Raw genomic sequence first — 23,153 nt, 5'->3', positions numbered from 1 at the left:
GTGCTCACACTCCTGCCGGTGCCTGACGGTGCCAGTCGGTCGCGCGCTGGAACGCGTCGGCCACCTGCAGCATCCGGGCTTCATTGAAATAGTTGCCGATGATCTGCAGACCGACCGGACGCTGCGCATTCGCGCCCGCGCCGAAGCCGCACGGCACGCTCATGCCGGGCAGGCCGGCGAGGCTCACCGACAGCGTGTAGATGTCGGCCAGATACATCTGCACCGGATCGTCGCCCTTCGCGCCGATATCCCACGCCACCGACGGCGCGACCGGGCCCATGATCACATCGCACTGCTTGAACGCCTGCTGGAAGTCCTGCGCGATGATGCGGCGAATCTTCTGCGCCTGCAGGTAGTACGCGTCGTAATAGCCATGCGACAGCACGTAGGTGCCGACCAGAATGCGGCGCTTCACTTCCGGGCCGAAGCCTTCGGCGCGCGACTTCTTGTACATGTCGAGCAGATCACGGTACCCGGCCGCGCGATGGCCAAACCGCACGCCGTCGAAACGCGACAGGTTCGACGATGCTTCCGCCGGCGCGATCACGTAGTAGACCGGGATCGATAGTTCGGTCTTCGGCAGCGACACCTCGACGAGCGTCGCGCCGAGCGCTTCGTACTGCTTCAACGCGGCGTCGATCGACGCGCGCACGTCGTCGGCGAGACCGGCGCCGAAGTACTCCTTCGGCAGGCCGATGCGCAGCCCGGCGAGCGGCTTGTCCGCACCGCCGTCTTGCCACGACTTGCCGAGGTAGCGCGTGTAGTCCTCATGCTCGTGCGACAGGCTGGTCGAGTCGCGCTCGTCGAAGCCGGCCATCGCGTTCAGAAGCGTCGCGCAGTCAGCCGCGCTTTGCGCCATGGGGCCGCCCTGGTCGAGCGACGACGCGAACGCGATCATGCCGTAGCGCGACACGCGGCCGTACGTCGGCTTGATGCCGGTGATGCCCGAGAACGACGCCGGTTGGCGGATGGAGCCGCCGGTGTCGGTGCCGGTCGCGGCGGGCGCGAGACGCGCGGCTACGGCCGCAGCCGAGCCGCCCGACGACCCTCCCGGCACGGCCTTGCGGTCCCACGGATTCTGCACGGCGCCGAAGTACGAATTCTCGTTGGACGAACCCATCGCGAATTCGTCCATGTTGGTCTTGCCCACGCACACCATGCCTGCGGTCTGCAGACGTGCGACCACGGTCGCATCGAACGGGCTTTCGTAGTTCGCGAGCATCTTCGAGCCGGCCGTGGAGCGCCAGCCCTTCGTGACGAACACGTCCTTGTGCGCAATCGGCAGGCCGACGAGCGGGCCGGCGTGGCCGGTGTGCAACAGCGCGTCGGCGGCTTTCGCCTGCGCGAGCGTCAGTTCGGGATCGACCTGGATGAACGCATTCAGGCTATTGGCCGCGTCGATCCGCTTCAGGTACAGCTGCGCCAGTTCGACTGCGGAGCATTGCTTGGCCGCGAGCGCGGCGCGCAATTCGGTCAGACTTTTTTCATGCATTGCGTTTTATCCTGGAAAGCGCGGCAGCGTGGTCACGCTGCCGTGGAGGCGTTCGGTTGCCCGTCGGCAGACCGGCCCGGCAAGGTTCGCGGCGAAGCCGCGCTGCGGCATGGCGGTTCGCGCCGACGCCAGACCGGGGTCTGCCCGTCAGGTCTTATTCGATCACCTTCGGCACGAGGTACAGGCCGTCCTGGACGGCCGGCGCGGGGCGCTGGAAAGCCTCGAGCTCGACCGTCTCGGTGACGGCGTCGTCACGCAGACGCAGCGCAACGTCTTCGATCTGCTCGATCGGATGGGCAAGCGGCGCAATGCCGGCGGTATCGACCGCCTGCATCTGCTCGACAAGGCCGAAAAAATCATTGAGCTGGGCACGCGTGTGCTCGGCGTCGGCATCGGCCAGTTCGAGCCGCGCGAGATGCGCGATGCGTTTTACATCGGTCAGGGTCAGAGCCATGCATTCACCGGAATGGGTGGAATGTCGCAACACGCAAAAAAGTCGCGTTGTAACAGCGGGTTACGACAAGATAGGACAATCCACAAAAAGGCGCGGCAACGTCAAAATGTGCGCTCCGTTTCCTTCAAAACATCCAAAATTATAAGGTATCATTACGCGTTCGACCCAAACCCGGAGCGACTTACCAAGGCCTTGCGGACATTTTCCAGGAACGTCCGGCGCTTTCAGCCCTCGGTTTGCAACCGCCTCCGGTAGACTTCCCCGCAGCTTCAAGTTCATGTGGCGACGCTACCGCCCGGTTGAAGCTGTTATTTTTCCGCTGCCGCCCTACGCATACGGTGCGAGGCCCGGCCCCCAGCGAGACAGGATTTTGAATGTTCGGTTTTTTGCGCAGCTACTTCTCCAACGATCTGGCGATTGACCTCGGCACCGCCAACACCCTTATTTACATGCGCGGCAAGGGCATCGTTCTCGACGAACCGTCGGTCGTGTCGATCCGCCAGGAAGGCGGCCCCAACGGCAAGAAGACCATTCAGGCAGTCGGCAAGGAAGCCAAGCAGATGCTCGGCAAGGTGCCGGGCAACATCGAGGCGATCCGCCCGATGAAAGACGGCGTGATCGCCGACTTCACCGTCACCGAGCAGATGATCAAGCAGTTCATCAAGACTGCTCACGAATCGCGCATGTTCTCGCCGTCGCCGCGCATCATCATCTGCGTGCCTTGCGGTTCGACCCAGGTCGAGCGCCGCGCAATCAAGGAAGCCGCGCACGGCGCGGGCGCCTCGCAGGTGTATCTGATCGAAGAGCCGATGGCCGCCGCGATAGGCGCGGGCCTGCCGGTATCGGAAGCAACGGGGTCGATGGTCGTCGATATCGGCGGCGGCACGACCGAGGTGGGCGTGATCTCGCTCGGCGGCATCGTGTACAAGGGCTCGGTGCGCGTCGGCGGCGACAAATTCGACGAAGCGATCGTCAACTACATTCGCCGAAACTACGGCATGCTGATCGGCGAACAGACCGCCGAAGCCATCAAGAAGGAAATCGGCTCCGCGTTTCCGGGCTCCGAAGTCAAGGAAATGGAAGTGAAGGGCCGCAATCTGTCGGAAGGCATTCCGCGCAGCTTCACGATTTCCAGCAACGAAATCCTCGAAGCACTGACCGATCCGCTGAACCAGATCGTGTCGTCGGTGAAGATCGCACTGGAACAGACGCCGCCGGAACTCGGCGCGGACATCGCCGAGCGCGGCATGATGCTCACCGGCGGCGGCGCGCTGCTGCGCGACCTCGACCGCCTGCTCGCTGAAGAAACCGGCCTGCCGGTGCTCGTCGCCGAAGACCCGCTGACCTGCGTCGTGCGCGGCTCGGGCATGGCGCTCGAGCGCATGGACAAGCTCGGCAGCATCTTCTCGTACGAGTAAGCGAGCCTTCCTCCCATGTCAGTAACGCGGATCTGGCACACGGCCCCTTGCGGGCCGCTTTGTCGTTGGCTGGGCCGACCAGCCTCCGCGCGCTGACCGCGCCTTGCGCGTCGCCGTCTCACCCAACCGCTCACGCCCCCGGCGCCGACCATGGAATACAGTCCGCCGCCCCTGTTCAAGCAAGGCCCCTCCGCTCTCGCCCGGCTGGTGTTCTTCGTCGTGCTGGCGCTCGCCCTGCTGATCTCCGATGCCCGCTTCCAGACGCTCGAAATCGTCCGCGGCGTGGTCGGCGCGGGTCTTTATCCGTTGCAGCGCGCAGCGCTCGTGCCGCGCGATATCTTCATGGGCGCCGCCGACCTCGCCGTGACGAGCGCCACGCTGCGCGACGAGAACGCAAAGCTGCGGGCGAAGGATCTGCAACTGTCGCAGCAGGCCAACAAGGCCGCGTCGCTCGCCGCCGAAAATGGCCATCTGCGCGCGCTGCTGGAACTGTCGCAGCGCCTCACCACGCAATCGCTGCCCGCCGAAATCCAGTACGACACGCGCGATCCGTTCACGCAGAAGGTCGTGATCGGACGCGGCGCGCAGCAAGGCATTCAGAACGGCTCGCCGGTCGTCGACGAAGACGGGGTGATCGGCCAGGTCACACGGGTGTTCCCGCTGCAGGCTGAAGTCACGCTGCTGACGGACAAGGACCAGGCCGTACCGGTCGAAATCCTGCGCACCGGCTTGCGCAGCGTGATCTACGGCACGCCGAAGGGCGACACGCTCGATCTGCGCTTCGTGCCAATCAGCGCCGACGTGCAGACTGGCGACGAGCTCGTCACGAGCGGACTCGACGGTGTGTATCCGCCGGGGCTGCCGGTCGCGAAGGTCGTGCGCGTCGACAAGCAGGCCGACACTGCGTTTGCGCATGTGGTCAGTCTGCCTGTCGCGGCGGTGCGCGGGGCGCGTCAGGTGCTCGTGCTGCACGTCCACGACGACGCGCTGCCGCGCCCGGCTGACGCACCCGACGCGGCAACCGTCGCGAAGGACGTGAAAGCGAAAAAGGGCGCCAAAGCCGCGGATGGCAAGGGCGCGGCGGATAAATCCGCCGCCAGGCCTGGCGACAGGAACGACGCCGACAAAACCGCCGCCGAAAAGCCTGCGGCCAAATCAACGGAAAAGGCGCCGGCCAAAGCTGCCGCCGACAAGAAGTCCGAGAAGCCAGCAGCCGACAGGAAAGCCGAAAAGGCGGCCGCCGCGAAGAACGCGAAGCCTCAAGCCGAGCCGGGGGCTCAGCCATGAATCGCCCGCAATATATCCTGCAGCCGGTCAACCCATACTTCATCACGTTCAGCCTCGCAGCAGCGTTCCTGCTGAACCTGATGCCGTGGGGGCGTCTCGCCGGCGTTCCCGACTTCGTCGCACTCGTGCTGCTGTTCTGGAATGTGCATCAGCCGCGCAAGGTCGGCATGGGCATCGCGTTTCTGCTCGGCCTGCTGATGGACGTGCACAACGCGAGCCTGCTCGGCGAGCACGCGCTCGCATACACGCTGCTGTCGTACGGCGCGATCACGATTCACCGCCGCGTGCTGTGGATGTCGCTCGGCGTACAAACCTTTGCGGTGATGCCGCTGCTCGTCGTCGCGCAGCTGGTGCCGTTCGTGATCCGGTTGTTGACCGGCGCGGCCTTTCCAGGCTGGAGCTATCTGATCGACGGTTTCGTCGAAGCGGCGTTGTGGCCGGTCGCGAGCATCTTGCTGCTGATGCCGCAGCGCCGCCCCGCCGACCCGGACGATACGCGCCCCATTTGATCCCGCAACAGACCCACCGGCTGCGGCCGGTTTGGGCGCACACTCTTGATCGCCGCATGCCGGCCTTTTGCAGAATCGCATGACCGAATTCAAGGACACTCAACAGCAGCTCACGAAATTCCGCCTGCGCGTCGCGGCGGCGGGGCTGTTCGTGTTCGTCTGCTTCGGGCTGATCGGCTTCCGCTTCCTGTTCCTGCAGGTCTGGCACTACAGCAAGTACTCGCTGCAGGCCGATGAAAACCGCATCTCCGTCGCGCCGATCGTGCCGAACCGCGGCATCATCACCGACCGCAACGGCGTCGTGCTCGCGAAGAACTACTCGGCCTACACGCTCGAAATCACGCCGTCGAAGCTGAACGACACGCTCGACAACGTAGTCGACAACCTCGCCACCGTCGTGTCGATCGACGCGCGCGACCGCCGCCGCTTCAAGAAGCTCCAGGAAGACTCGAAGAACTTCGAAAGTCTGCCGATCCGCACGCGCCTGACCGACGACGAAGTCGCGCGCTTCACCGCGCAGCGCTTCCGCTTTCCTGGCGTAGAAGTGCGCGCGCGGCTGTTCCGCCAGTACCCCCTCGGGCCGACTGCCGCGCACGTGATCGGGTACATCGGACGGATTTCGCAGCGCGACCAGGACCGCATCGACGATGCGAGCGATCAGAACGACAGCGACCCGGATCACTACGATCCGCGTCTGGATGCGAACAATTACAAGGGCACCGACTACATCGGCAAGATCGGCGTCGAGCAGAGCTACGAGACCGAGCTGCATGGCCAGACCGGCTTCGAGGAAGTCGAGGTGACGGCGGGCGGCCGCCCTGTGCGCACCCTGTCGCGCACCCAGGCGACGCCGGGCAACAACCTCGAGCTGTCGCTCGACATCGGTCTGCAGCAGGTCGCCGAGCAGGCGTTCGCCGGACACCGCGGCGCGCTCGTCGCGATCGAGCCGTCCACCGGCGACGTGCTCGCGTTCGTGTCGGCGCCGAGCTTCGATCCGAATTCCTTCGTCGACGGTATCGACCAGCAGACCTGGGACGAACTGAACAACTCGCCCGACCATCCGCTTTTGAACCGGCCACTGCACGGCACCTATCCGCCGGGCTCGACCTACAAGCCGTTCATGGCGCTCGCCGCGCTGACGCTGCACAAGCGCACGCCGAGCTGGGGCTTCCAGGACCCCGGTTACTACACGTTCGGCGGCCACACGTTCCGCAACGACGTGCGCTCCGGGCAGGGTTGGATCGACATGAACCGCGCGATCGTCGTGTCGAACGACACGTACTTCTACATGCTTGCGCACGATCTCGGCGTCAACAACATTGCGAACTTCATGAAGCCGTGGGGCTTCGGGCAGGTCACCGGTATCGACATCGCCGGCGAGGCGAAGGGCATCCTGCCGTCGACCGACTGGAAACGCCACGCGTACCGCCGGCCCGAGCAGCAGAAGTGGTACGAAGGCGAGACGGTCAGCCTCGGCATCGGCCAGGGCTACAACTCGTTCACGATCCTGCAACTCGCGCATGCCACCGCAACGCTCGCGAACGACGGCGTCGTGATGAAACCGCACCTCGTGCGCGACATCGAAAATCCGATCACGAAGGACACGCGGCCGGTGGTGCGCGATCCGAGCGACAAGATCGCGGTCAAGCAGCAGGACATCGACTTCATCAAGCGCGCGATGGAAGGCGTGGTGACGAACGGCACGGCGGCCAAGGTGTTCGCGGGCGCGCCGTACCAGGCCGCCGGCAAGACCGGTACCGCGCAGGTGTATTCGCTGCAGGGTGCGAACTACAAAGGTCACGCGGTTGCCGAGAATTTGCGCGACCACGCGCTGTTCATCGCGTTCGCGCCAGTGGATCAACCGAAGATCGCACTCGCGCTGGTCGTCGAAAACGGCGGCTGGGGCGCGGAGGCGGCCGGTCCGATCGCGCGCAGGGTGCTCGACTACTACCTGATCGGCAAAAACAAGCCCGGCGCGGAGCAAGCGGCCGTCGCAGCGGCGGCATCGACCACGCTCGAAGCATCCGCGCCGCAGGTCGGCGATACGCCGGCATCGCATGATGGCGCTCAGCCGCTCAAGATTGCGGCGGGCTTTACGGCACTGCCTGTGCCGGGAGCCGCCCCTGCCGCGGCGGCCTCCGGTGCGTCGGCGGCTGTTTCCGCTTCGGGCCTGAATGGCGCGTCGGCGCCGGTCGCGGCATCGGCCGGCGCGGCATCGGCGGGCGCTGCGGCAATGGCGTCGACCAGCGCACCCGCAGCGGTTTCGGCCACCGCGGCGCGAGCGGCGTCGGCGGCGAAGCCCGCTTCGGCTTCGGTCGCGGCAAAGAAGTCCGCGCCGCATACGCCTGGCGCCCCGCACAAACCCCGTCCCGCAAGCGAGCCGGCGCCGACCGTAGCGGCGCCGTCGCGTGAGGACAGCATCCAGCGCGCGTCGCCGCGCCAGCCGGCCGCCGGCGGCATCGAATAAGGAGAAAGGCATGCAATTCGACAAGCGCGCCTGGCTCGAGCGCATCAAGCGGATGTTCGTGGGCTTCGACCGTCCGCTCGCACTGATCGTGTTTCTGCTGCTGTGCGTCGGCATCGTCACGCTGTACAGCGCGACGCTCGACATGCCGGGCCGCGTCGAAGACCAGTTGCGCAACATCCTGCTCACCTTCGTGCTGATGTGGGCCCTCGCCAATGTGCCGCCCAATACGCTGATGCGCTTCGCAGTCCCGCTTTACACGTTCGGGATCGCGCTGCTGGTCGCGGTCGCGATGTTCGGCCTCACGCGCAAGGGCGCGAAACGCTGGATCAACGTCGGCGTAGTGATCCAGCCGTCGGAAATCCTGAAGATCGCGACTCCGCTGATGCTAGCCTGGTATTACCAGCGCCGCGAAGGCGTGATGCGCTGGTACGACTATCTGGTCGGCTTCGTGATCCTCATCGTGCCGGTCGCCCTGATCGCGAAGCAGCCCGACCTGGGCACGGCCGTGCTCGTGTTCGCGGCCGGCTTATTCGTGATTTACTTCGCCGGACTGAGCTTCAGGCTGATCGTGCCGGTGCTGATCGCGGCCGTGATTGCGGTTGCGTCGATCGCGGCGTTCCAGGACAAGATCTGTCAGCCCGAAGTGCAGTGGCCGCTGATGCACGACTACCAGAAGCACCGTATTTGCACGCTGCTCGATCCGACCTCGGACCCACTCGGCAAAGGCTTCCACACGATTCAGGCGGTAATCGCGATCGGCTCGGGCGGCCCGCTCGGCAAGGGCTGGCTGAAGGGCACGCAGGCGCATCTGGAGTTCATTCCCGAGAAGCACACCGACTTCATCTTCGCGGTGTTTTCGGAAGAGTTCGGTTTGGCGGGCGGGATCGTGCTGCTCACGCTGTACATGCTATTGATCGCGCGCGGGCTCTACATCGCGGCCAATGGCGCGACGTTATTCGGGCGATTATTGGCCGGCTCGTTGACGATGGCGTTCTTCACCTACGCGTTCGTCAATATCGGCATGGTGAGCGGGATTTTGCCGGTGGTCGGCGTGCCGTTGCCGTTCATGAGTTACGGTGGCACGGCGCTGACTACACTGGGCGTCGCGATCGGACTGATCATGAGCGTCGCGCGACAGAAGAGGTTGATGCAGAGCTAACCGCAGCTAGCGGCAAGCAGCGGTCGAAAATGCAAAAGGGCGCTCCTTGCGAGCGCCCTTTTTCGTCACTGCGGCTTCACTTCCTTCTGATCGCGCAGCTGTGCGCTCAGCTGCTGATACTTGAGGCGCGCCGCCGGGTCGCCCTGCGCCGCCGCGGCCGCGTAATACGCGCGTGCCACGTTCAGATTGCGGTCGACACCATCGCCGCCGCGCTCGTAGAACGACCCGGTCACGTACTGCGCGGTCATGTCGCCGCCCTGCGCCGCTTTCTTGTACCAGACGAACGCCTGCTTGTTGTCACGCTCGGTGCCGCGTCCGTCGAGAAACTGATTTGCGAGCGCGAGCTCCGCCTGCACATGCCCCTGAGCGGCCGCCTTCATGAACCAGCGATGCGCCTCCACCGGATCACGCCCGACGAACTCGCCATCGTCGTACATCTTGCCGTACACGTATTGCGCGTGCGACATGTTCGCGTCGGCGGCCTTGCGCAGCCACTTCTTGCCTTCGTCGACGTTGGCCGGCGCGCCTTCGCCGTTGAGCAGCATCATCGCGTAGTTGAACTGAGCGAGCCGGCTGCCGCGCTCGGCGGCCTCGCGGAATTCGGTCAGCGCCGCGCCGAGGTTGCCGGCGTTGTAGTCGGCCACCGCGGATTGCGTCTGCGGATCGTTCGCCTTCGCGACGCGATCCTGCGCATACGCGGCGTGCCACGCGACACTCGCGAGCAGCGCCGCCGCAATGGTCACTTGCGCGACCGTCCGCCCGGCGCCCCGCTGCACTCTGCCGTTCATGACCTCACCTCCTGTAATGCCTGGCGCGTCGCGCGCAACATCCAGATCACGTCGGCGGCCAGCGCGACGAAGCGAAAACCGGCGTCGCGATGCTGCCGCGCGCTCGCCACGTCCATCGCGAAAATGCCGGCGGCGATGCCGGCCGTGTCCGCCGCGCTGACGATACGCGCCGTCGCCGCCTGCACGTCCGCGTGCTTCGCGTCGCCGAGATGACCGAGGCTCGCGGCGAGATCGGCCGGCCCGACGAACACGCAATCGACGCCCGGCGTCGCCGCGATCTGCTCGACCTCCCGCAAGCCGCGCGCCGATTCGATCTGCACAATCGTCGCGATCTGTGCGTTGGCCGTCTGCACGTAATCGCGCCGCATGCCGTAAGCCGCCGCACGCACGACGCCCGCGACGCCGCGCAGGCCGCCAAGCGCCTCGGCAGTCGGATACTGGGTGAGCCGCACGGCGCGTGCCGCGTCGTCTGCGGATTCGATGTTCGGGAACATCAGCGTGCGGGCGCCGGCGTCGAGCACGCGCTTGACGAGCCACGGCTCGCTCGCGGGCACGCGCACCACCGGCTCGCTCGGCAGATGGGCGGCCGCGATCGCGCGCAACTGCGACTCGACGCCGCCGCTGTCGTTCGGCGCGTGTTCCATGTCGATCAGCAGCCAGTCGAAGCCGGCATGCGCGAGCGCTTCGGCCGCGGTCTCGCTACCGAGCGACAGCCACAGCCCGAATAGCGGCGCGTTGTCCTTCAGACGTTGTTTGAGGGAGTTGGTGAAGGTGCTCATCGGCTGGCCTCGCGCAGGTTTGCAACGCGAAGCGGGGCCAGATAGCGGATCAGGTAGGCGCCGGGGCGCTGACGGCCTCGATGCCTGCTGCGACGCAATGCAATGACCGGCATGTCTCGCTCCGTGTGGTTGTCGGAACGATCATACCGTGACAATAACGCGAGAGTTCGCCCGCGGCGGGGCGTGGATTGACGCGAGAGCTAGTCGCGGACCACGTCGGCCCAGCAGTTCGGCGTCTCGTATAGACGCACTTTATGCAGGCGCAGGTTCACGCCGTAGTGTGCGTCGTACACGTTCGCGAGCATGTCGAATGCAATCGCGGCGAGGTTTTCGACTGTGGGAATGCGATCGATCACGACCGTCTTGTGACCCACCATGCTCTCGAGAAAGCTGCGCACCTGCGTGTCGCCTTTGTAGACGAGAAACGCGTGGTCCCACTTGTCGACCAGATGCTCGACCGCGAGCGACTTCACATCGGCGAAGTCCATCACCATGCCGCGATCGGGCGCGCCTTCGGTGTCGACCAGATCGCCTTGCAGCGTGATTTCGAGCACGTAGCGATGGCCGTGCAGATTACGGCACTGGCTGCGGTGATCGGGAATGCGGTGGCCCGCGTCGAATTCGAGTTTTCGGGTAATCGTCAGCACGGCAAATCAGGGAATGTTCAGATACTTGTGAGTCTGCATCGACAGGCGCCACTGCGGATGACGCTTGCACCAGTCGATCGCGAGCTTCGTGTTGATGTCGCGCGACGGACCGTCCATAGGCTGGACGAGGAAATACTCGAAGTCGAGCTTCGCGTAGTCGGCGAGGCGCTGGTTGTCCTGCGGAATCACGACCTTCAGCTCGTTGCCCTTCGTCACGACGAGCGGCGCGTCGGCCTTCGGACTCACGCAGATCCAGTCGATCGTGTCGAGCACCGGCAGCGAGCCGTTGGTCTCGATCGCGATCTTGAAGCCGGCCGCGTGCAGCGCGTCGACGAGCGGCTGATCGATTTGCAGCATCGGCTCGCCGCCGGTGCACACGACGAAACGCTCGCCCTCGCCTTGCGGCCATTGCGACGTGATCATCGCGACGAGTTCGTCAGGTGTGCGGTACTTGCCGCCGTTCTCGCCGTCGGTGCCGACGAAATCGGTGTCGCAGAAACGGCAGACGGCTTCCGCGCGATCCTCTTCGCGGCCCGACCACAGATTGCAGCCCGCGAAACGGCAGAACACGGCCGGCCGGCCGGCATTCGCGCCCTCGCCTTGCAGCGTGTAGAAAATTTCCTTGACCGCGTACGTCATGCTGCTTTCTGTCCTGTGTTCCTGAATCAATGATGCGCGACTAGCGGATGATGCGCGCTCTCGCGCGAACCGTCACACCGGCTCGGTCACTTTATCGCCGGCGAGGTAAGCCTCATAGCCACGTTTGCGCAACCGGCATGCCGGGCATTCGCCGCAGCCAAAGCCCCATGAGTGCAACTCGGCGCGTTCGCCGACGTAGCAGGTATGCGTTTCGACGCGCACCAGTTCAACCAGCTCCTCGCCGCCGAGTTCGTGCGCGAGGCGCCACGTGTCGGCCTTGTCGAGCCACATCAGCGGCGTCTCGAGCGCGAAGCGCGTGTCCATGCCCAGATTCAGCGCGACCTGCAGCGCCTTCATCGTGTCGTCGCGGCAATCGGGGTAGCCCGAGAAGTCCGTCTCGCACATGCCACCGACCAGCACCTGCAAACCGCGCCGATACGCGATGGCCGCGGCGAACGTCATGAACATCAGATTGCGGCCCGGTACGAACGTGTTCGGCAAACCACTGGTCGTCGCTTCGATCTCGATCTCGCGCGTCATCGCGGTGTCGCTGATAGCGCCGAGCAGCGACAGGTCGATCATGTGATCGTCGCGGAGACGATCGGCCCACGCCGGAAACGCACGGACGACGGCCTGACGAAACCCCTCGCGGCATTCAAGCTCGACGCGATGCCGCTGTCCATAATCGAAGCCGATCGTTTCGACCGTGTCGTAACGATCGAGCGCCCAAGCGAGACACGTGGCGGAATCCTGGCCGCCGGAAAACAGCACGAGCGCGCTACGCTTAGCGTCTTTGCGGATCACCGTGATACTCCGTGAATGAGAGTGCCACGTCGCGCTGCGCGAGGTGCGCCACACGAGCAACGCGGCGCGACGTGTGCCGGCATTGTGCCGGCCCAAAGCAGTATAGGTCGCGCGTTGCGCGTGAACGTGGCTGGGCGCTTATACCGCCGATCGTCGGGCGAAAGATTGGGCGCTTCGGTGCGACGCCTGCATGCAAGTCCTTGAACTGGCGCGATTTTATCACGCGACACCGAATCTCACCGGCGCCAGCTGTCCCACACGCGCGGCTCTAACTGCATGACAAGCCGAAGTAACGACTTGCCCGCCAAACGGAAAAGCCCCAAGAATCTTGCGATTTCCTGGGGCTAAATCCTGGTGGCCTGGGGCGGAATCGAACCACCGACACGCGGATTTTCAATCCGCTGCTCTACCAACTGAGCTACCGGGCCAACGAAGAACGAAACTATATCAAGCGATCCGCAGTTCAGCAAGCCCTTTCATGGAAAACCCTGTCGGGCCGGCGTTCGCATGCAACACGTGGAGCTCACTCTCCCTTGTTCTTGCCGAGATCGACGCCGAGTTGCTTCAGCTTTCGATAAAGATGCGTGCGTTCGAGACCGGTCTTCTCCGCGACGCGCGTCATGCTGCCGTTCTCGCGCGCGAGGTGATATTCGAAGTACGCGCGCTCGAACGCGTCGCGCGCATCGCGCAGCGGAATGTCGAACGAGATCGATGCGGTTTGCGCGGCGAGCGCGCCGCCGCTGACGCCATCGGACGACAGTATCGGCAACGCGGCCGATGACGCGACCGACGACGCGCTAACCGGCAACGCCGGCTTCGCGGCCACGCCGCCAGGCACGGCCGCCGAATTGCCGCGCGCGAGTCCCTGTTCGACCGCCTTTAGCAGCTTCTGCAGCGCGATCGGCTTTTCGAGGAAATTGAGCGCGCCGATCTTGGTGGCTTCGACCGCGGTGTCGATCGTCGCGTGACCGGACATCATGATGACGGGCATCGTCAATTGACCTTGCGCGGCCCATTCCTTGAGCAACGTCACGCCGTCGGTGTCCGGCATCCAGATGTCGAGCAGCACCAGGTCGGGCGCCTGACGCAAACGGAACTCGCGCGCCTCCTGCGCGTTTTCCGCGGCCTCCACGACGTGTCCCTCGTCGCTCAGGATCTCCGAGAGCAATTCCCGGATGCCCATTTCATCATCTACCACCAGGATGGTTGCCATTTACGCTGCCCTTGTCTGCACTGTTGCTTTTGTCGTTCCCTGCGACGCGCCAGCGCGCGCCGGATGCGCACCCGAACCAGGTGCGCCCGGCTGCGCGAGGTCGTCCGCCAGTTGAAGGAAGAGAATCGAAATCTGCGCGCCTTCGATCACATCGCCGGCCTTCATGCGATTGCGAATGTCGATGCGCGCGCCATGTTCGTCGACGATCTTCTTCACCATCGCAAGTCCCAGACCCGTACCTTTGGCCTTAGTCGTCACGTACGGCTCAAACGCGCGCGTGAGGATACGCGCGGGAAAGCCTGGTCCGTTATCCGACACTGTCAGACGTACCGCTACGCGTGCCTTGCCTTGCGCATCGGGGTCTCCATATTCTACTGTCCTCGTCTCGAGCAAAACACGCGGATGCGCGACTTCGGCGACCGCGTCCTGCGCGTTCTGCAGCAGGTTGTGGATCACCTGACGCAACTGCGTTGCGTCGCCGCGTATCGCAGGCAAGGCCGCGAGTTCGACCTGGATCGCGCCCTTGCCTTCCTCGATACCGTACAGCGTGAGCACCTCGCTGACCAGATCATTCAATTGCAGATGCGCGAGCACCGCGGGCGGTGTACGCGCGTAGTCGCGGAAATCGTCGACCATCTGCTTCATCGCGGCGACCTGATTGACGATCGTCGTCGCGCCGCGCTTCAACACGTCCGCATCCGACGGCGCGAGCTTGTCGGCGAGTTTCATCTGCAAACGCTCGGCCGAGAGTTGAATCGGCGTGAGCGGATTTTTGATCTCGTGCGCGAGGCGCCGTGCGACTTCGCCCCATGCGATCGAACGCTGCGCGGAGATCACGTCGGAGATGTCGTCGAACACGATCACGTAGCCCGAGGTTTGCAAGCCTTGCGCGTCGCGCTCGTTCGCCGCGACGAGGCGCGCGCCGCGCACGAGCAGCGTGAGCGGCTCGGTTTCGCCGGGCACCGGCACCGAGAACTGCTGCTGCCAATGGCCGTTGTCGTCACGGCCGTCTTCGCTCGCCGCTTCCCGGTCGGCGAATGGCTTGCGCACCATTGCGCCGAATTCGCCCAGCACGCCGATCTGATCCAGCGACGAACCGAGCACCGTCTGGAACGGCTGACGGAAAATCCGCTCGGCGCCGCGATTCGCGGTGGTCAGCCGGAACTGCCGGTCGAACACGAACACACCCGCGGTCAGGTTCGCGAGGATGCTCTCGAGATACGCCTTCGAATGCTCGAGCGCGATACGATTTTTCTCGACCGCCCCGCGCGCTTCCGACAACTGCCGCGTCATCGCGTTGAACGACTGCGTGAGGAAACCGAGTTCGTCGCGCGACTTGATCTCGCGCTTCGGCGTGTAGTCGCCCTCGGTAATTTCCTTGGTGCCCTGCGCGAGCAGGAATAGCGGCCGCGCGAGCTGGTTGCCGAGCGCGAGCGCGAGCATCATCGCGATGAAAGTCGCGAGAAACAGCGACAGCGTCAGCGTGCCGATGTACATCTTGCGCAAGCCGGTGCGGCCGAGCGCCTTCTCCTGATACTCGCGATACGCGCGCTGCACCGAATCGGCATTGCGCGCGAGTGTCGTCGACACCGGCTGCGTCAGTTGCAAGAAGCGCTCGGCGGGCTGCAATAGCGACGCGTTGGCATCGGGAATACGCTGCACCACACGCAGACGCAGCACGCCTTTGCTGCCTTGCGCGTGCGCATCGCCGTCCACTTCGCCCTCGATCGCCGCATAGCCGTGGCCGCGCGCCTGCTCGATCATCAGCGGTGTCGGCAGATCGCTCGGCAGCAGTATCGCGTAGTTGCCGGATGCCTGCGCGACCACGTGCATGTCGGGCGTCGCGCCCGACATGCTGCGGGTCGGCTCCACGATCGTCGCGTCCTGCACGCCGAACTGGTCACGCAGACGCAGCAGCGTCAGCGTGGTGCCGGCGGCGTCCGCGCTCGCGAGTTGCTCGGACATCAGGCGCGCCTTCGTCTGCAGATCGGACAGCGACGCGTCGAGCATGCCGCGCCCGAGATTGAGGCCGGACGCGAGCGCGGTTTCGACGTTCACGTCGAACCACGACTCGATGCTGCGCGACACGAACTGATACGACACGATGTAGATGATGCCGCCCGGCACCACACCGACCAGCGCCATGAAGAACGCGAGCTTCGCGAGCAGCCGTGTGCCGAATTTACCCGTGCGTAATCGCACGATAATGATGACGACGAGCGTCGCCACCACCAGCAGAAAGATCATCGCGACCGCGACGTTGGCCGCGTACAGCCACTGGTAGTAGCGGTCGAAGAATTCGGTGTTCGCGCTCGCCGCGGCCAGCAGCACGAGCAGCAGCACGGCCGTCACCGCGACCGTCGACACCAGCACGCGCACGACGATGCTGCTGACGCTGGTGGACGAGGAGCGCACTTTATTTAGCATGATCGGCCGCCGTGAAAGTGAAGCGCTTCCAATCGGAGGCGAGGTTCCAGTCGCGGTTGTTCACGGCGTCGATCTGGAACGGCTTGGGCATGAGCCCAATGTCGAGCTGCATGCGCACCGACGCGTTATAGGTTTCACCGACACGTACCTGATTGCGGTCGATCACGTGCCACGAGGTCACGTGCTTGATGACCGCGAGCGCATCCTTGAGCGTGGAAAAGCCGAGCTGCAAGCCGCCCGACTGCACGCTCGACACGCGATATTCGCGCGTGAGCGGCTGGAACGACAGCCGCAAACTTTGCGACACGCTGACCGGCTGCTCGTCGAACCAGTACCAGCGCGGCCGGCTCAGTTCGAAATCGGTCGTGAAATAAAGCGGAATGCCTTTGTTGACCGCGTCTTCGAGATTGTTGTTCAGCTCGAATTCGAAATGCGCGTCGAGACTCCAGCCGCCGTTGTCGGCCTGCAGCGACGCCCGCTGCACCGCGATCGAGTCAGCGTGCGCCGCACCCGGCGCTGCAAGCCAGACGGCCAGCGCGATCCAGAGCACGGCAGCGAGCCGAAGCGGGAAGAAGCGTTTTATGGTCACCGTTTCTGAAAGCGCGCGTAGAAAAATCCGTCGTGGTCTGAGTTCGTGCCGGCGCTGAATTCAGCGGGTCGTCCAGCATGAGAACCGGCCGATGGGTCGGCGGGCGCGCGGGCAACTGAGGGTAAAAGCTGCCCCGGCGCGTCCAATCGTACCGCATCCTGATGCTGGTTTCCAAACCACTGTGCCTGCAACTCGCCCTCTTCGGGGAAGATCGAACAGGTAACATAAAGCAACTCGCCGCCTGATTTCACGAGCGGCCACAGCGCGTCGAGAATGCGGCGCTGTTCGGCGACGAGCGCGGCGATATCGGACTGGCGACGCAGCCAGCGAATATCCGGATGACGCCGCACGATGCCCGACGCCGAGCACGGCACGTCGGCGAGGATGCGCTCGAATGGCTGGTCGAGGTCGTCTTGCCATTGGGCGGGGTTGCCCGCGTCGCCGATGCGCACTTCCGCTTCGAGCTTCAGACGCCGCAGGTTTTCGCCGATGCGGCGGGCGCGCGACGCATCGCTTTCGAGCGCGACCAGTTGAATATTCGCGAGTTCGAGCAGATGGCCGGTCTTGCCGCCGGGCGCCGCGCACGCGTCGAGCACGCGCATGCCGTCACGCACGCCGAGCAATCGCGCGGCGAGTTGCGCCCCTGCGTCCTGTACGGACACGACACCTTCGCTGAAGCCCGGAATGCGCTCGACCGGCATTGGCGTCGCAAGCGTGACCGCGTACTCGCCAGCCTTGCTTGCGGCGATCTGCTGGCGTTGCAGCTCTTGCAGATAGGCATCGACCGTCGAATGGCGCGCGTTCACGCGTAACGTCAGCGGACCTTGCGTGTTGCCGGCGGCCAGCACCGATTGCCACGCCTCGGGCCATGCGCGCTTCACCGAGTCGATCCACCAGGCCGGATAGTTCCAGCGCGCCACTTCGTCGGCTTGCACGGCGGCGAGCAGCGCATCGCGCTCGCGCAAAAAGTTACGCAGCACCGCGTTGACGAGTCCCTTCGCAAACGCGAAATGCTGGCGCGCGCCGATCACGCTGACCGCCTGGTCGACGACCGTGAACGGTGTGTAGGCGGCGCTCGCTTCGTCGTCGACGAGCAGTGCGAGCGCGCACGCGAGCACATGCGCGACGTGCGGCGGGGGCGCTTTCTTCACGAGCTTCGCAATCAGCCACTCGGCGGTCGCGAGACGGCGCATCGTGCGATAGGCGATGTCCTGCACCGCGCCGCGCGCCGCCGCGGCGTTGCCCTCGGGCACCGCCACGAAGACGCTTTGCAGCGCCGCGGGCAGAGCCGCGCCGAGACGCACGACGCCGACGGCCTGGGCGGCGCAGTCGAGCGCAAACCCGAGCGATTCGGGCGACAGATGCAGCGTCGACAAATGGGATTCGCGTGAACGCGCCAACGAGGAAGCAGAACGCGAAGAAGGCTTTGAAGTCATGAAGGGAGCAAGGGCAAGCCGCACGGTGCGCGCGGCGCAATCAGCGCACATTGTAGCGTGGCGCCGATGGGGCGCCGCCGTGCGTGGGCGGTGGCCGCAGATGCTGTCGCGCAGTGGCGACGAAAGAAGCAAAAAAAAACGGGCCTCGCGGGCCCGCTCTTCAGTATTTCAGGCTTGACGCGCCGAGCGACGCGGCGCCTCAGTCGAAACGGCCGGTGCGCGCCATTTCCATCAGACGCGCGATGCGTTCCTCGGTCGCCGGGTGCGTCGAAAACAGACTCGCGATGCCGCCGCCCGACAGCGGATTCATGATCATCATCTGCGCGGTGGCCGGATGCGCCTCGGCCGTCGGGAACGGAATGCCGCTCGCATAGCGATGGATCTTGTCGAGCGCCGACGCCAGTGCTTGCGGGTCGCCCGAAATCTGCGCGCCGCCACGGTCGGCTTCGAATTCGCGCGCACGCGAAATCGCCATCTGGATCAACGCGCCCGCAATCGGGGCGAGCAGCGCAACCGCGATGCTCGCGATGGGGTTCGCGGGACGACCGTTTTCGTCGCGGCCGCCGAAGAACATCGCGAAGTTCGCCAACGCTGAAATCGCGCCGGCCATGGTCGCCGAAATCGTCGAGATCAGAATGTCGCGATGCTTCACGTGCGCGAGTTCGTGCGCCATCACACCGCGCATTTCACGCTCGGACAACACGCGAAGAATGCCGGTGGTCGCCGCGACCGCGGCGTTCTCCGGATTGCGGCCAGTGGCGAACGCGTTCGGCGCGTCTTCGTTGATCAGGTAGACGCGCGGCATCGGCAGGTTCGCGCGCGTGGCGAGATCGCGCACCATCCGATAGAACTGCGGCGCGCTGTTTTCGTCGACTTCCTGCGCGTTGTACATGCGCAGGACCATTTTGTCGGAGAACCAGTACGAGAAGAAATTCATCCCAAGGGCGATCACGAGCGCGATCATCATGCCGCGCGACCCGCCGATCATCCCGCCGATCACGATGAAAAGGGCCGTGATCGCGGCCATCAACATCGCGGTTTTCACCCAATTAAACATGTCTGCAACTCCTTGCCCCGAGCGTGGCCTTCATCTCCGTGCCGCGCGATTGCGGCGTCAGATCGTAAGCGAAATGTTAGATATGGGCGATGCGGGAAAATTCAATTACCGAGAGGCGGTCGCGAGTTTGATCCCCAAGCCGACGAACGCGCTGCCGACGCCGCGATCGAGCCAGCGCTTGACTGTGGGTTTGCCCGAGAAACGCTGCGTGACGCTGCCCGCGATCCATGCGACGAAGCTGTTCCAGACCATGCTCATCAGCACGAAAACCGCGCCGAGCGTGAGAAACGCGAAGGTCTTGTGTTCGCTGCTCGTCGCGACGAATTGCGGGAAGAACGACACGAAGAACAGCACGACCTTCGGGTTCAGCACGTTGGTCCAGAAGCCTTGCCGGAACAACTGCCGCAGCGATTTCGGCGTGGACGGCACACGCGCGTCGCCGGCGGGCGCATCTGCGGCCGGTTTCGTGAAGATCAGGCGCACGCCCAGATAGATCAGATAAATTGCGCCGACGAATTTGACGATGGTGAACGCCGTAGCCGAGGCGGCCAGCAGCGCGGTCAGCCCGAACGCGCAGGCGAGCGAGTGAATGCAGCAGCCCGCCGAAATACCGAGCGCCGACATCAGCCCCGCGCCGCGGCCTTGGGCGACGCTGCGCCCAACGATATAGGCGGTATCCGGCCCCGGCGTGATGTTCAGGAGAAAAACCGCGACGATGAAAAACTCGAAATGAACGATGCCGAACATGTGATGAACCCTCGGAACTGGTCTGCTGCATGGAGGATTCTAACGCGCGGCGCACTCGCGGCGGGTGCGAAGGACATCGTCCGAATGGACGATGTCCTGGCGTGCGCGATGCGCTTATTTCGCATCGAGAAGCTGGAAGCGCTGGCCTGCGACGAGCGGCGAGCCGGCCAGGAATTCGCGCACCGGCAGGCGCTTGCCGCCGGGCTTCTGCAATTGCGTCAGACGCAGTGCGCCTTCGCCGCAAGCGACCAGCACGCCGTCGGGCGAAACCTCGGTGATGGTGCCCGGCGCCTTGTTGCTGTCAGACGCCAGCGAGGCCACGGTGGTGGCGGCCCAGATCTTGATGGTGCTGCCGTCTTCGAGCGTGCCGGCGCCGCCGGGGAATGGGTCGAACGCGCGCACCTGCCGCCCAAGCGCCTCGGCCGGGCGGCGCCAGTCGAGTGCCGCTTCGTGTTTGGCGATTTTCTCCGCGTAGGTCACGCCGTCGGTCGGCTGCGGGGTCGACGTCAGCTTGCCGCTGTGCTCGAGCTCGATCAGCGCATCGACGATCAGCTGCGCGCCGTACCCGGCGAGACGATCGTGCAGCGTGGCGGTGGTGTCGTCGACGGAGATGGGGGTGCGCACTTCGGAAATCATCGCGCCGGTATCGAGGCCGGCATCCATCTGCATCAGCGTGATGCCGGTTTGCGCGTCACCCGCCTCGATCGCGCGATGAATCGGCGCCGCGCCGCGCCAGCGCGGCAGCAGCGACGCGTGAATGTTGATGCAGCCGAAGCGCGGAATGTCGAGCACCTCCTGCGGCAGGATCAGCCCGTAGGCGGCGACGACCATCACGTCGTGTGGTGTCGCGCGCAATTGCTCGATGCCGGCGGCGGCTTCCTGCGGATATCTGCCGGCGCGGCGCAGCGACGTGGGCTGCGCGACCGCGAGGCCATGTTCCTGCGCGTAGCGCTTGACCGGACTCGCCTGCAGCTTCATGCCGCGTCCCGCGGGCCGGTCCGGCTGCGTCAACACGAGCGGCACGGCAAACCCGGCGCGATGAATCGCGGCCAGCGCGGCCGCGGCGAATTCCGGCGTACCGGCAAAGATGACGCGCAACGAATGACTCATGAATGGGCGGAAGGCAAGTGAAAGCGGGTTACATCGCGTGGGCGAGCTTCTTCATCTTGCTCTTGATGCGCGTTTGCTTCAGCGGCGACAGATATTCGACGAACACGCGGCCAATCAGATGATCCATCTCGTGCTGGATGCACACGGCGAGAAGCCCCTCGCAATCGAGCTCGAACGTTTCGCCCTTCTCGTTCAGCGCGCGCACGCGCACTTTCTCGGCACGCTCGACGTTGTCGTAGATCCCGGGCACCGACAGGCAGCCCTCCTCCGACAGCTTCCTCGCATCGCTCGACCAGACGATTTCAGGGTTGATGAATGCGAGCAGTTCGCCGTGCGTCTCCGACACGTCGATCACGATGACGCGCTCGTGCACGTCCACCTGGGTGGCGGCGAGGCCGACGCCGGGCGCCGCGTACATCGTTTCGGCCATGTCCGCGACGAGACGGCGGATACGGTCGTTGACCTCCGCGACTGGCTTGGCCACCTTGTGCAGCCGTTTGTCCGGGTAATTGAGGATGCTCAGTAAAGCCATGATTTCGAGTGTGATTTGAGACGCCGCCAACGGTTGGAAGGCTCGCGTTGGCCATTCGGCCAGGTTGTGAGCCCGACGTAATACGCAGAGGATAGATGATGTCGAACCGGTTCGATTCAACACGCCTCGTGCGCCCCACGACGAACCCGCGCCGGTCAGCGCGGCGCCGCGGTTATTCGTGGCTCATTGCCGTTTTATTTCCGCGGTTTTATTTCGGATGATGAAAATTTTAGCATGGCGCCCGCCTGCCCGCAGGCCCCGCCAGAGGAGCAACCCGCATGCAGACCTTGTCCGCAACCCGTATCGAACTGGCCGCCTGGCTGCGGTTGTCGATTGCGCCGGGCCTCAAACCGGCGGCGTTGCGCCTGTTGCTTCGCGCATTCGGGCTGCCGGAAGCGATTTTCACGCAGTCGCGGGAGGCGCTCGCCGAGGTCGCCGGCGAAGCTGCGGCGCGCGCGGTGCTGACGCCGCCGGGTCCCGCGTTCGACGGTGAGCTCGATGCGGTGCTCGCATGGCGCGATCTGCCGGGCAACCAGATCGTCACGCTCGACGATCCCGCGTATCCGCCCACGCTGTTGACGATGCCGGATCCACCGCCGCTTCTATATATAAAGGGCCGGCTCGATCTGCTGCATACGCGAGCCGTCGCGCTGGTGGGCAGCCGCAGCGCGACCCCGCAGGGCATCGAGGATGCGCGGCGATTCGGGCGCGACCTGTCGGCGGCGGGCGTGACGGTCGTGTCAGGGCTCGCGCTCGGCATCGATGGCGCCGCGCATCGGGGCGGGCTGGAAGGCGTCGGCGGGACGGTCGCGGTGGTCGGCACCGGCGCGGATCTGGTGTATCCGGCCGCGCATCATGCGCTCGCGCGGCAGATCGCGGCGCAAGGCGCGATCCTGTCGGAGTGGCCGCTCGGCACGCCGGCGCGCGCCGCCAATTTCCCACAGCGCAATCGGCTGATCGCCGGGCTGGTCAGCGGGGTCGTGATCATCGAGGCGGCTATGCGCTCCGGCTCGCTGATTACCGCGCGGCTCGCCAACGAGATGGGGCGCGACGTGTTCGCATTGCCCGGATCGATTCACGCGCCGTTGTCGCGCGGCTGTCATCGGATGATCAAGCAGGGGGCGCGGCTCGTGGAAACGCCTGACGAGGTGCTGGAGGAACTAGGTTTTGCCCCGCGGCCGGCGCGCACCGCGGGACGCGCGGCGAAGCGTGCTGTGCCGCTGCAGCATACGGGTTTGTGCGCTTCGTCGGATGGGAAGGCTCCTCAAGCTACGAGCGCCGCCTTCGCCGACTCGCCACCGTCCGGACCGGCCCCGCAGCCTGCGCTCGCCTCCGACGCCCAGCGTCTGCTCGCCGCGCTCGGCCATTCGCCGACAACGCTTGAAATTCTCGCCGCCCGCACCGAGATGGAGGATGCTGCCCTGCACGCCACCTTGCTTCGACTCGAACTAGCCGGCGAGGTCACGCTACTGCCCGGCGGTCGCTTCATGCGAGCCCATCATGACTGAGCCGAGACTGACCGGCATCAACGCAGATTGGCCACTCTTCGCGATCGGCCATGCTACATTCGCGCCAAAGCACCCGACAAAGTACACAAGG

The 23,153-nt window shown here is 65.0% G+C and carries 21 protein-coding genes and 1 tRNA gene; 6 read left to right on the top strand and 16 right to left on the bottom strand.

The genetic code is table 11. The features are described from left to right. Positions 1-4: 4 nt before the first annotated feature. Together gatA and gatC are read right to left on the bottom strand one after the other, a co-directional pair. Positions 5-1,492 carry an Asp-tRNA(Asn)/Glu-tRNA(Gln) amidotransferase subunit GatA gene (gene gatA, locus OKW43_RS14240; RefSeq protein ID WP_429448001.1) on the bottom strand — a complete coding sequence of 496 codons (1,488 nt, stop codon included), beginning with the start codon at positions 1,490-1,492 and terminating at the stop codon, positions 5-7. Positions 1,493-1,646: 154 nt separating this feature from the next. Beyond that, positions 1,647-1,946 (bottom strand): Asp-tRNA(Asn)/Glu-tRNA(Gln) amidotransferase subunit GatC, encoded by a 300-nt coding sequence (gatC, locus tag OKW43_RS14235; protein WP_187632346.1) that lies wholly within the window; start codon positions 1,944-1,946, stop codon positions 1,647-1,649. Between the two features lie 374 nt (positions 1,947-2,320). Here gatC and OKW43_RS14230 point away from each other — a divergent pair, with 374 nt between their 5' ends. The 5 genes from OKW43_RS14230 to rodA all read left to right on the top strand — a co-directional run bounded on the left by OKW43_RS14230 (position 2,321) and on the right by rodA (position 8,786). Beyond that, positions 2,321-3,364 carry a rod shape-determining protein gene (locus OKW43_RS14230; RefSeq protein WP_004189550.1) on the top strand — a complete coding sequence of 348 codons (1,044 nt, stop codon included), beginning with the start codon at positions 2,321-2,323 and terminating at the stop codon, positions 3,362-3,364. A gap of 150 nt (positions 3,365-3,514) precedes the next feature. Further along, positions 3,515-4,651, top strand: a complete 1,137-nt coding sequence (mreC, locus tag OKW43_RS14225; protein ID WP_429447999.1) for a rod shape-determining protein MreC — start codon at positions 3,515-3,517, stop codon at positions 4,649-4,651. Then, positions 4,648-5,160, top strand: coding sequence for a rod shape-determining protein MreD (gene mreD, locus OKW43_RS14220; RefSeq protein ID WP_187632348.1), 513 nt, complete (start codon positions 4,648-4,650; stop codon positions 5,158-5,160). Before mreC ends, mreD begins: the two co-directional genes overlap by 4 nt. 79 nt (positions 5,161-5,239) lie before the next feature. Continuing rightward, positions 5,240-7,627, top strand: a complete 2,388-nt coding sequence (mrdA, locus tag OKW43_RS14215; protein ID WP_429447997.1) for a penicillin-binding protein 2 — start codon at positions 5,240-5,242, stop codon at positions 7,625-7,627. Positions 7,628-7,637: 10 nt separating this feature from the next. Beyond that, positions 7,638-8,786, top strand: a complete 1,149-nt coding sequence (gene rodA / locus OKW43_RS14210; RefSeq protein WP_187632350.1) for a rod shape-determining protein RodA — start codon at positions 7,638-7,640, stop codon at positions 8,784-8,786. A 65-nt stretch (positions 8,787-8,851) separates the two neighbouring features. Here the strand turns inward: rodA and OKW43_RS14205 are convergent, their stop codons facing one another. The 14 genes from OKW43_RS14205 to def all read right to left on the bottom strand — a co-directional run bounded on the left by OKW43_RS14205 (position 8,852) and on the right by def (position 21,554). After that, positions 8,852-9,574 carry a tetratricopeptide repeat protein gene (locus OKW43_RS14205; protein WP_429447994.1) on the bottom strand — a complete coding sequence of 241 codons (723 nt, stop codon included), beginning with the start codon at positions 9,572-9,574 and terminating at the stop codon, positions 8,852-8,854. Then, positions 9,571-10,353, bottom strand: a complete 783-nt coding sequence (locus OKW43_RS14200) for an HpcH/HpaI aldolase family protein (RefSeq protein ID WP_429447992.1) — start codon at positions 10,351-10,353, stop codon at positions 9,571-9,573. The genes OKW43_RS14205 and OKW43_RS14200 overlap by 4 nt, the downstream gene beginning before the upstream one ends. Positions 10,354-10,553: 200 nt before the next feature. Next, positions 10,554-10,997, bottom strand: a complete 444-nt coding sequence (queD, locus tag OKW43_RS14195) for a 6-carboxytetrahydropterin synthase QueD (RefSeq protein ID WP_187632644.1) — start codon at positions 10,995-10,997, stop codon at positions 10,554-10,556. A gap of 9 nt (positions 10,998-11,006) precedes the next feature. Further along, positions 11,007-11,639 (bottom strand): 7-carboxy-7-deazaguanine synthase, encoded by a 633-nt coding sequence (gene queE / locus OKW43_RS14190; RefSeq protein ID WP_187632353.1) that lies wholly within the window; start codon positions 11,637-11,639, stop codon positions 11,007-11,009. 72 nt (positions 11,640-11,711) lie between these two features. Then, on the bottom strand, positions 11,712-12,443 hold the full coding sequence (gene queC, locus OKW43_RS14185) for a 7-cyano-7-deazaguanine synthase QueC (protein ID WP_429447990.1): 732 nt from the start codon (positions 12,441-12,443) through the stop codon (positions 11,712-11,714). Between the two features lie 352 nt (positions 12,444-12,795). Then, a tRNA-Phe gene (locus OKW43_RS14180) sits at positions 12,796-12,871 on the bottom strand. A gap of 95 nt (positions 12,872-12,966) precedes the next feature. Next, entirely contained in the window at positions 12,967-13,656 is a 690-nt protein-coding gene (esaR, locus tag OKW43_RS14175; protein WP_187632355.1) for a response regulator transcription factor EsaR, read from the bottom strand. Next, positions 13,657-16,083, bottom strand: a complete 2,427-nt coding sequence (locus tag OKW43_RS14170) for an ATP-binding protein (RefSeq protein ID WP_429447987.1) — start codon at positions 16,081-16,083, stop codon at positions 13,657-13,659. After that, positions 16,073-16,672, bottom strand: a complete 600-nt coding sequence (locus tag OKW43_RS14165) for a DUF4390 domain-containing protein (protein ID WP_187632357.1) — start codon at positions 16,670-16,672, stop codon at positions 16,073-16,075. Before OKW43_RS14165 ends, OKW43_RS14170 begins: the two co-directional genes overlap by 11 nt. Then, the gene (rsmB, locus tag OKW43_RS14160; protein WP_429447985.1) at positions 16,669-18,108 is read right to left on the bottom strand and encodes a 16S rRNA (cytosine(967)-C(5))-methyltransferase RsmB; all 1,440 of its coding nucleotides are present in this window, start codon (positions 18,106-18,108) and stop codon (positions 16,669-16,671) included. Before rsmB ends, OKW43_RS14165 begins: the two co-directional genes overlap by 4 nt. A gap of 199 nt (positions 18,109-18,307) precedes the next feature. After that, positions 18,308-19,165, bottom strand: a complete 858-nt coding sequence (gene htpX, locus OKW43_RS14155; RefSeq protein WP_187632359.1) for a zinc metalloprotease HtpX — start codon at positions 19,163-19,165, stop codon at positions 18,308-18,310. 105 nt (positions 19,166-19,270) lie between these two features. Next, complete coding sequence (locus OKW43_RS14150) at positions 19,271-19,912, bottom strand: LysE family translocator (protein WP_187632360.1); 642 nt, start codon at positions 19,910-19,912, stop codon at positions 19,271-19,273. Between the two features lie 114 nt (positions 19,913-20,026). Then, positions 20,027-21,022, bottom strand: a complete 996-nt coding sequence (fmt, locus tag OKW43_RS14145; RefSeq protein ID WP_429447983.1) for a methionyl-tRNA formyltransferase — start codon at positions 21,020-21,022, stop codon at positions 20,027-20,029. Between the two features lie 28 nt (positions 21,023-21,050). Beyond that, entirely contained in the window at positions 21,051-21,554 is a 504-nt protein-coding gene (def, locus tag OKW43_RS14140; protein WP_187632362.1) for a peptide deformylase, read from the bottom strand. Positions 21,555-21,832: 278 nt separating this feature from the next. On the opposite strand from def, the gene dprA reads away from it, so the two are divergent. Further along, positions 21,833-23,062, top strand: a complete 1,230-nt coding sequence (gene dprA, locus OKW43_RS14135) for a DNA-processing protein DprA (protein WP_429447980.1) — start codon at positions 21,833-21,835, stop codon at positions 23,060-23,062. The last annotated feature ends 91 nt before the right edge of the window (positions 23,063-23,153 follow it).

Origin of the sequence: Paraburkholderia sp. WC7.3g (assembly GCF_050436345.1) — a bacterium.
GTDB classification, from domain to species: domain Bacteria; phylum Pseudomonadota; class Gammaproteobacteria; order Burkholderiales; family Burkholderiaceae; genus Paraburkholderia; species Paraburkholderia podalyriae.
Note: the sequence above shows the minus strand (reverse complement) of the source record. Positions and strands in the feature narration are given on the sequence as shown.

What these genes read in the sequence shown, in the direction of transcription:
- gatC (WP_187632346.1), bottom strand. Translation starts at nt 1,946, where the DNA reads ATGGCTCTGACCCTGACCGATGTAAAACGCATCGCGCATCTCGCGCGG.
- dprA (WP_429447980.1), top strand. Translation starts at nt 21,833, where the DNA reads ATGCAGACCTTGTCCGCAACCCGTATCGAACTGGCCGCCTGGCTGCGG.
- OKW43_RS14170 (WP_429447987.1), bottom strand. Translation starts at nt 16,083, where the DNA reads ATGCTAAATAAAGTGCGCTCCTCGTCCACCAGCGTCAGCAGCATCGTC.
- gatA (WP_429448001.1), bottom strand. Translation starts at nt 1,492, where the DNA reads ATGCATGAAAAAAGTCTGACCGAATTGCGCGCCGCGCTCGCGGCCAAG.
- rsmB (WP_429447985.1), bottom strand. Translation starts at nt 18,108, where the DNA reads ATGACTTCAAAGCCTTCTTCGCGTTCTGCTTCCTCGTTGGCGCGTTCA.
- def (WP_187632362.1), bottom strand. Translation starts at nt 21,554, where the DNA reads ATGGCTTTACTGAGCATCCTCAATTACCCGGACAAACGGCTGCACAAG.
- fmt (WP_429447983.1), bottom strand. Translation starts at nt 21,022, where the DNA reads ATGAGTCATTCGTTGCGCGTCATCTTTGCCGGTACGCCGGAATTCGCC.
- OKW43_RS14230 (WP_004189550.1), top strand. Translation starts at nt 2,321, where the DNA reads ATGTTCGGTTTTTTGCGCAGCTACTTCTCCAACGATCTGGCGATTGAC.
- rodA (WP_187632350.1), top strand. Translation starts at nt 7,638, where the DNA reads ATGCAATTCGACAAGCGCGCCTGGCTCGAGCGCATCAAGCGGATGTTC.
- OKW43_RS14150 (WP_187632360.1), bottom strand. Translation starts at nt 19,912, where the DNA reads ATGTTCGGCATCGTTCATTTCGAGTTTTTCATCGTCGCGGTTTTTCTC.
- queE (WP_187632353.1), bottom strand. Translation starts at nt 11,639, where the DNA reads ATGACGTACGCGGTCAAGGAAATTTTCTACACGCTGCAAGGCGAGGGC.
- mreD (WP_187632348.1), top strand. Translation starts at nt 4,648, where the DNA reads ATGAATCGCCCGCAATATATCCTGCAGCCGGTCAACCCATACTTCATC.
- OKW43_RS14205 (WP_429447994.1), bottom strand. Translation starts at nt 9,574, where the DNA reads ATGAACGGCAGAGTGCAGCGGGGCGCCGGGCGGACGGTCGCGCAAGTG.
- mreC (WP_429447999.1), top strand. Translation starts at nt 3,515, where the DNA reads ATGGAATACAGTCCGCCGCCCCTGTTCAAGCAAGGCCCCTCCGCTCTC.
- mrdA (WP_429447997.1), top strand. Translation starts at nt 5,240, where the DNA reads ATGACCGAATTCAAGGACACTCAACAGCAGCTCACGAAATTCCGCCTG.
- htpX (WP_187632359.1), bottom strand. Translation starts at nt 19,165, where the DNA reads ATGTTTAATTGGGTGAAAACCGCGATGTTGATGGCCGCGATCACGGCC.
- esaR (WP_187632355.1), bottom strand. Translation starts at nt 13,656, where the DNA reads ATGGCAACCATCCTGGTGGTAGATGATGAAATGGGCATCCGGGAATTG.
- OKW43_RS14200 (WP_429447992.1), bottom strand. Translation starts at nt 10,353, where the DNA reads ATGAGCACCTTCACCAACTCCCTCAAACAACGTCTGAAGGACAACGCG.